The following is a 7831-nucleotide window of genomic DNA, read 5'->3' on the forward strand; positions in this document are numbered from 1 at the left end:
CTACAACACGCTGTCGCGTGAACTGGAGGAATTTTCCCCACTGCAACCTGGCAGGGTGCGCATGTACGTGTGCGGCATGACGGTCTACGACTACTGCCACCTGGGCCACGCGCGCTCGATGATTGCCTTCGACGTGGTGCAGCGCTGGCTCAAGGCATCGGGCCTGGCGGTCGACTACGTGCGCAACATCACCGACATCGACGACAAGATCATCCGCCGGGCGGTCGAGAACGGCGAGAGTATCCGGGCCCTGACCGATCGCATGATCGACGCCCTGCATGAGGATGCCGACGCGCTCGGAATCGAACGGCCTACACACGAGCCGCGGGCGACGGAGTTCATTCCGCAGATGCTGTCGATGATCTCCACGCTCGAGCACAACGGCCTGGCCTACCGCTCGCCCAACGGTGACGTCAACTTCGCGGTGCGCAAGTTCCCGGGCTACGGCAAACTGAGCGGCAAGACGCTCGACGAACTGCATGCAGGCGAGCGCGTGGCCGTGCTCGACGGCAAGGACGACCCGCTCGACCCGGTGCTCTGGAAGAGCGCCAAGGCCACCGAACCCGAGGAGGTCAAGTGGCCGAGCGAATTCGGCGCCGGCCGGCCCGGCTGGCATATCGAGTGCTCGGCAATGGCCTGCCAGCTGCTCGGCGAGACGCTGGACATCCACGGCGGCGGCGCCGACCTGCAGTTCCCGCACCACGAGAACGAGATCGCCCAGAGCGAGGGCGCCAATGGCAAGCCGCTGGCCCGCACCTGGATGCACAACGGCTTCATCAACATCGACGACGAGAAGATGTCCAAGAGCCTGGGCAACTTCTTCCTGATCCGCGACGTGCTGAAGCAGTTCGACGCCGAGACCATCCGCTTCTTCGTCGTCCGGGCGCACTACCGAAGCCCGCTCAACTACAGCGACGTGCACCTGAACGACGCCCGCAACTCGCTGCGCCGGCTCTACAACGCGCTCGCCCTGGTGCCGGCGGCGCCGCTGGCGATCGACTGGAACAACGCCCATGCCGCGCGTTTCAAGGCGGCCATGGACGAGGACTTCGGCACCCCCGAGGCGGTGGCAGTGCTGTTCGACCTGGCCGGGGAAGTCAACCGCACCCAGTCGCGCGAGACCGCGGGACTGCTGAAAGCACTGGCCGGCTGCCTGAACCTGCTGCAGTCCGACCCGCAAGCTTTCCTGCAGGCCGGCAGCACGCTCGACGACGTGACCATCCAGGCCCTGATCCAGCAGCGTGCCGAGGCCAAGGCGGCGAAGGACTTCGCCAAGGCCGACCGCATCCGCAGCGAGCTGCTGGCCCAGGGCATCGTGCTGAAGGACTCGGCGACCGGCACCACCTGGACTTCGGCACAGTGAGCGGCGCTGCCCGCCCCATGGCCGCCGCCGCCAGGGAACCGATCGTCCAGGTTTTCACGCCCGACTACTGGGAGGAGGCCTGCCGGCATTTGGCCAAGAAGGACCGCGTGATGAAGCGGCTGATCCCGCGCTTCGGCGACGTTCGCCTGGAGTCCCGCGGCGACGCCTTCACGACGCTTGCCCGCAGCATCGTCGGCCAGCAGATCTCGGTCAAGGCGGCGCAGACGGTGTGGAGCCGCTTCCTCGAGCTGCCGCGCAAGCTGACGCCGGCCAGCGTGCTGAAGCTCAAGGTCGACGACATGCGCGCCGCCGGCCTGTCAGTGCGCAAGGTCGAATACCTGGTCGACCTGGCGATCCATTTCGACTCGGGCGCGGTGCATGTCAGCGCCTGGGAGAACATGTCCGACGAGATGATCATCGCGGAACTGGTCGCGATCCGCGGTATCTCACGCTGGACCGCCGAAATGTTCCTGATCTTCCACCTGATGCGGCCCAACGTGCTGCCGCTGGACGATCCGGGCCTGATCACCGGCATCAGCCAGAACTATTTTTCCGGTGATCCGGTCAGCCGCAGCGACGCCCGCGAGGTGGCGGTCGCCTGGGCGCCGTATTGCAGCGTCGCGACTTGGTATATTTGGCGATCGCTCGACCCGCTACCGGTCGCATATTGAAAAACAGGAGAAGACGTTGGCGAAACGAACCTTTCTCGACTTTGAGCAGCCCGTGGCCGAGCTCGAAAGCAAGATCGAAGAACTGCGCTATGTGCAGACCGAATCGGCGGTCGACATTTCGGAAGAAATCGATCAGCTGGGCAAGAAGAGCCTGCAGCTCACCAAGGACATCTACAGCGACCTGACGCCCTGGCAGATCACCAAGATCGCCCGGCATCCGGAGCGCCCATATACCCTCGACTACGTCAACGAGATCTTCACGGATTTCGTCGAACTGCACGGCGACCGCCACTTCGCCGACGATCTGTCGATCGTCGGCGGCCTGGCGCGCTTCAACGGCACGTCGTGCATGGTGCTGGGCCACCAGAAGGGCCGCGACACCAAGGAGCGCACGGCGCGCAACTTCGGCATGAGCAAGCCCGAGGGCTACCGCAAGGCGCTCAGGCTCATGAAGACGGCCGAGAAGTTCAAGCTCCCGGTGTTCACCTTCGTCGACACGCCCGGTGCCTATCCGGGCATCGACGCCGAGGAGCGCGGCCAGTCGGAAGCCATCGGCCGCAACATCTTCGAGATGGCGCAGCTCGAGGTGCCGATCATCGTCACGATCATCGGCGAGGGCGGCTCCGGCGGCGCGCTTGCCATCTCGGTCGGCGACCAGCTGGTGATGCTGCAGTACTCGATCTATTCCGTGATCAGCCCCGAAGGCTGCGCCTCGATCCTCTGGAAGACCAGCGACAAGGCCCAGGAAGCGGCCGACGCGCTGGGCATCACGGCGCACCGCCTCAAGGCGCTCGGCCTGGTCGACAAGATCGTCAACGAGCCGGTCGGCGGCGCCCACCGCGACCACCGGCAGATGGCGGCGTTCCTCAAGCGGGCGCTCAACGATGCCTTCCGCCAGGTCGGCGACCTGTCAACCAAGGACCTGCTGAACCGCCGCTACGAACGGCTGCAGAGCTACGGCCGCTTCGCCGACACCAAGGCCGACAGCAGCAAGTAGGGCGCGGGACGGCCGGAGCTTCCGGCCCCGCGCTCGCTCAGCTTCCATGGAAAACCCGGCAGCCCAAGCACTCGCGTCCTGGGCTGCGGCTCCCTTGCCGCTGGGTATCGCGTTCAGCGGCGGCGCCGATTCGACCGCGCTGCTGCACGCCGCCGCCGCCCGCTGGCCAGGGCAGGTGCATGCGCTGCACGTGCACCACGGGCTGCAGCAGGCGGCCGATGATTTCGAAGCCCACTGCGCCGCCGCCTGCGCCGCGCTCGGCGTGCCCCTGCATTCGGGCCGTGTCGATGCCCGCCATGCGCCGGGCGAGAGCCCCGAGGACATGGCCCGCCGCGCCCGCTACGCCTCCTTGGCGGCGCTGGCGCTGGCCCACGGGATTCGGCACGTCGCGCTGGCCCAGCATGCCGATGACCAGGTGGAGACGATGCTGATCGCGCTGAGCCGCGGCGCCGGCCTCGATGGGCTGGCGGGGATGCCGCGGCAGATCGCGCGCCACGGCGTGAGTTTCCATCGGCCGCTGCTGGAGGTGCATGCCGAAGCGCTGCGCGGGTGGCTGGCGGCGAGCGCCGTGGCCTACGTCGATGATCCGACCAACGCCGAACTGCGCTATACGCGCAACCGCATCCGTCTGCAGGTGATGCCGGCGCTCGGGCTGGCAATGCCGCAGTTCCGGGAGACCTTCGCCCGTTCGGCGCGCAATGCGGCCCGGGCTTCGGCCTTGCTGGCCGAGGTCGCCGCCGAGGATCTTTCGGCAGCGGGTTCGCCGCCGGCGCTGGCAGTGCTGCGCGCGCTGTCGCCCGAGCGGCTCGCCAACGCCTTGCGCCATTGGCTGAAGCGTGATCACGGCGCGGTGCCGAGCGAAGCGCAGCTGCAGGAGCTGCTGGCCCAGATCGCGGCCTGCAGCACGCGCGGCCACCATATCCGCCTGAAGATCGCGGCCGGGCGGGTCGAGCGAGAGGGGCCGGTGCTGCGTTGGTACAATGCTTCGCCCTTGTCGTAGCCCGCAGCCCTCGCGCTGATTTCGGCCCGGCGGGCGAACGAGTATCAGCAATGACCAGCAGTGGCCGGCCTTGCGGCATCCGAATTTTCTCTTTGACTTTCACCCATGGCATTGATCGTTCATAAATACGGCGGCACGTCGATGGGCTCGACCGAGCGCATCCGGAATGTCGCCAAACGCGTTGCCAAGTGGGCACGCGCCGGCCACCAGATGGTCGTGGTCCCGAGCGCCATGAGCGGCGAGACCAACCGCCTGCTCGGRCTCGCCAAGGAACTCGCCTCCGGCACGCCCGACGACGACCACAACCGCGAACTCGACATGCTGGCCTCGACCGGCGAGCAGGCTTCGTCGGCGCTGCTGGCCATCGCGCTGCAGGCCGAGGGCCTGCAGGCCGTGAGCTACGCGGGCTGGCAGGTCCAAGTCAAGACCGACAGCGCCTACACCAAGGCGCGCATCGAGAGCATCGACGACGAGCGCGTGCGCGCCGACCTCGATGCTGGGCGCGTGGTCGTGATCACCGGCTTCCAAGGTGTCGACGACGCCGGCAACATCACCACGCTCGGCCGCGGCGGCAGCGACACCTCGGCGGTGGCCATCGCCGCTGCGATGAAGGCGCATGAATGCCTCATCTACACCGACGTCGACGGCGTCTACACCACCGATCCGCGGGTCGAGCCTGACGCGCGCCGCCTGGCGACCGTGAGTTTCGAGGAGATGCTCGAAATGGCGAGCCTGGGCTCCAAGGTGCTGCAGATCCGCTCGGTCGAGTTCGCCGGCAAGTACAAGGTGCCGCTGCGTGTGCTTTCGAGCTTCACGCCGTGGGACATCGACATCAACGAAGAAGCCAAGTCAGGCACGCTGATCACTTTCGAGGAAGACGAAAACATGGAACAAGCCGTCGTATCCGGCATTGCGTTCAACCGCGACGAARCCAAGATTTCCGTGCTGGGTGTGCCCGACAAACCGGGCATCGCGTATCACATCCTCGGCGCCATCGCCGACGCCAACATCGAAGTCGATGTGATCATCCAGAACCTGAGCAAGGATGGGCGCACCGATTTCAGCTTCACGGTGCACCGCAACGACTACGCCCGCGCGGTCGACCTCCTCAAGGCCAAGGTGCTGCCGACGCTGGGCGCGGCCGACATCGTCGGCGACACCAAGATCTGCAAGGTCAGCATCGTCGGCATCGGCATGCGCAGCCACGTCGGCGTGGCCAGCAAGATGTTCCGCGTGCTGAGCGAGGAGGGCATCAACATCCAGATGATTTCGACCAGCGAGATCAAGACCTCGGTCGTGATCGACGAGAAGTACATGGAACTCGCGGTCCGCGCGCTGCACAAAGCCTTCGATCTCGATCAACCGAGCGCTTGAACGTGGCATAATCCATGGCTCAGGAACTGTGACCGAGTGGCCGAAGGTGCTCCCCTGCTAAGGGAGTATGGGGTGTAGAGCCTCATCGAGGGTTCGAATCCCTCCGGTTCCGCCAATACAGGTTTTGGACTTGTCCAAGGCCTTCTGAAAAAAGCCCCGTAAGTCGTTGATTTACGGGGCTTTTTCTTTGGTTTGGCCTCTTGGATCGTCAAAGTTTTTCCAATGGTTTCCATCGCATTCCGACGACGAAAGGTGGTAATCGGGGTGGTAAGTGGGATGGGGTGTGGTAACGGGCCGCCAGAATCGCTGTGGTAAAAACCGCCGCATGCCCAGACACACCCTCTCCGCACTGGCTCTCAAGTCGCGCCTGGCCGAAGCCATCAAGCAGGCCGCCGAGACACAAAAGCCGCGCCGCATTGGCGACGGTGACGGCCTGATGCTGGTGGTTCACCCGAACGGTCATTCCGCCTGGATCCTTCGCTACTCGAACATCACGAAGCGAACCGATCACACGCTCGGGCGCTGGCCCACCCTGACGCTCGCGGCCGCGCGAGACAAGGCAGAGGAAGCAAGGCGCGCTCTGGCTGCCGGCCAAGACCCCGCTGAGAAGCGCGCCGCAGAGAAGCAGGTGCGCACAGCAGCAGAGTCGACGGACACCCTGCGCACGATGTTCGACGACTGGATGGCCACCACCAAGGCCGACGCGAGCGCGGTCTATCGCGGGAACATCGAGGCGGCGCTGAAAAAGGACGTGTTCACGAAGCTCGGCGCGAAGGCGCCGCACGCGGTGACGCGCGCCGAAATCGTCGAGATCCTGCGCAAGGTCGAAGAGCGCGGCGCCTTCGAGATGGTGCGCCGCATCCGCATGTGGCTGCGCGAGCTGTTCGAGTTTGGCATCGACGACGAGAAGCGACCGCAGTTGCTGACCTCGCCGGTGCCGATGGGGACGCTGCGCAGCTTCAAGACGCGCAAGACGCGCAGCTTCCCGGCGGTGACCGAGGCAGCTCAGGTGCCGGCGCTGATGGTGGCGCTACGGTCGACGGAGAACTGGGTGGTGCGGGCCGGACTGCTGTTTTCCGCCTACGTATGGCAGCGGCCAACCGAGATCCGAGAGGCCACCTGGCAGGAGTTCGATCTCGACAACGCCCTGTGGACCATCCCGGCCGAGCGGATGAAGGGCAGGGAGGAGCACTGGGTGCCGCTCGCAACGCAGGTCGTGACGCTGCTTCGTCAGCACCAGGGCGTGGTGGGCAATGAGGGTTGGCTTTTCCCCGGCCGCAGGTACGGGCAGCCGATCTCCGAAGGAACTCTATCGGGCCGGCTGAACTCTTGCGGCTATGAGGGGAGGCATACGCCGCACGGCTTCCGCGCCATGGCGCGCACCGTGCTGGATGAGCGGCTGAAGGTGGACACGCGGTTCATCGAGAAGCAGCTTTCGCACGAGATCGACGCCAGGCTGCGCGGCGCGTACAACCGCGCCGAGTACTGGGACGATCGCGTGCTCATGATGCAGAAGTGGGCTGACTGGCTGGACGCGCAGAGATGAGGCTCTGCAGGTAGGCGTCGATCTCGGTTTCGAGCCAAAAGTTGCCACCGCCTTGCTTGACCGGCGCAGGGAACGCGCCCTTCTTGATCTCGCTGTAGATGGTCGATTTGCCGCGGCGCACGCGCTCGGACACCTCGGGCAGGCGCAGTAGTTTCATGGTGCTTTCCCCAGGCCCATTTTTCGGGCTTCGTTGATGGCGTCGGCGGGCGCGATGTGCAGCGACGGGTGCTTGCATTCGATCTTCATTTCGGGGTTCTGATCCGAGGGTGGGTGAAAGGGTCAGGCCGCTTGCAGCGTCTGGATGCTTTGGATGTGATCGACCAGGGCCGCGCAGATGAGGGCGAAGTCGGACTCGTGGTAGAGCACTGCGGCGCGCTCACGGCCGGCCGGCGCGAAGCCCAGTTCACCGATGAACGCGGCCGTCAGCGCAAAGCCCAGGCGCGTGCCGATCTGGCCGAGCGTGAGCGTGGGCTTGCTGGCCGGCTCGTTCGCGGCAGCGCGCACGGGCATGTGGACCAAGGCCGGAGCGGGAGAGGGCGCTGCAGCTGGTGCAGCAACTGGTGCGGCTGCGACCACGGGCGCCGCGGCTGCTGCCTTCTCGGCTTCTTCCTTGCGAATGCGCTCACGCTCGTCTTCGAGGCGCTTCGCTTCCTTCGCGGCATGCTCGGCGATGCGGGCGCGCACAACCATCAGGAAGTCGTCGAGCGGCTTCTGGATCAGCGGCTGAATGTCAGCGAACAGGAAAMGGTGGTCCTTGGCGGTGTCCTTGTAGACGGCCAGCTTCGCGCGCATGTCCTGGGCGACCGCGTCGGCCGCAATCTTCGCGTTGGCCAGGGCGGTGTCGACGGCGTCCTGCAGGCTCTCGATGGTGCGCTTGTTC

Annotated in this window: 7 protein-coding genes, 1 tRNA gene and 1 pseudogene; 7 read left to right on the forward strand and 2 right to left on the reverse strand. The window is 65.7% G+C overall.

From position 1 onward, the window contains the following. The 7 genes from cysS to AC1DY5_RS33850 form a co-directional block, all read left to right on the forward strand. On the forward strand, positions 1–1363 hold a 1363-nt coding region (gene cysS, locus AC1DY5_RS33820), incomplete at its 5' end, for a cysteine--tRNA ligase (RefSeq protein WP_478118639.1). Positions 1364–1380: 17 nt separating this feature from the next. Further along, positions 1381–2034 (forward strand): DNA-3-methyladenine glycosylase family protein, encoded by a 654-nt coding sequence (locus tag AC1DY5_RS33825; protein WP_478118641.1) that lies wholly within the window; start codon positions 1381–1383, stop codon positions 2032–2034. Positions 2035–2050: 16 nt separating this feature from the next. After that, positions 2051–3031 carry an acetyl-CoA carboxylase carboxyltransferase subunit alpha gene (locus AC1DY5_RS33830; RefSeq protein WP_478118642.1) on the forward strand — a complete coding sequence of 327 codons (981 nt, stop codon included), beginning with the start codon at positions 2051–2053 and terminating at the stop codon, positions 3029–3031. A 46-nt stretch (positions 3032–3077) separates the two neighbouring features. Beyond that, the gene (gene tilS, locus AC1DY5_RS33835; protein ID WP_478118644.1) at positions 3078–4031 is read left to right on the forward strand and encodes a tRNA lysidine(34) synthetase TilS; all 954 of its coding nucleotides are present in this window, start codon (positions 3078–3080) and stop codon (positions 4029–4031) included. Between the two features lie 105 nt (positions 4032–4136). Further along, positions 4137–5405 (forward strand): aspartate kinase, encoded by a 1269-nt coding sequence (locus AC1DY5_RS33840; RefSeq protein ID WP_478118646.1) that lies wholly within the window; start codon positions 4137–4139, stop codon positions 5403–5405. A 22-nt stretch (positions 5406–5427) separates the two neighbouring features. After that, positions 5428–5520: transfer RNA gene (locus AC1DY5_RS33845), tRNA-Ser, on the forward strand. A gap of 168 nt (positions 5521–5688) precedes the next feature. Next, entirely contained in the window at positions 5689–6951 is a 1263-nt protein-coding gene (locus AC1DY5_RS33850; protein WP_478118648.1) for a tyrosine-type recombinase/integrase, read from the forward strand. On the opposite strand, the gene AC1DY5_RS33855 is transcribed toward AC1DY5_RS33850, so the two are convergent. Beyond that, positions 6908–7108: a helix-turn-helix transcriptional regulator gene (locus AC1DY5_RS33855; RefSeq protein ID WP_478118650.1), complete on the reverse strand. Its 201-nt coding sequence runs from the start codon at positions 7106–7108 to the stop codon at positions 6908–6910. The two genes, AC1DY5_RS33850 and AC1DY5_RS33855, sit on opposite strands and share 44 nt — an antisense overlap. 122 nt (positions 7109–7230) lie before the next feature. Beyond that, positions 7231–7831 (reverse strand): annotated as a pseudogene (locus AC1DY5_RS33860) (Heme peroxidase); the annotation flags it as partial.

Source organism: Variovorax sp. P4_D9, assembly GCF_056401695.1.

Bases quoted from the DNA above. Each gene is read 5' to 3' on its own strand.
- AC1DY5_RS33825 (WP_478118641.1), top strand. From the start codon at position 1,381: ATGGCCGCCGCCGCCAGGGAACCGATCGTCCAGGTTTTCACGCCCGAC.
- AC1DY5_RS33855 (WP_478118650.1), bottom strand. From the start codon at position 7,108: ATGAAACTACTGCGCCTGCCCGAGGTGTCCGAGCGCGTGCGCCGCGGC.
- tilS (WP_478118644.1), top strand. From the start codon at position 3,078: ATGGAAAACCCGGCAGCCCAAGCACTCGCGTCCTGGGCTGCGGCTCCC.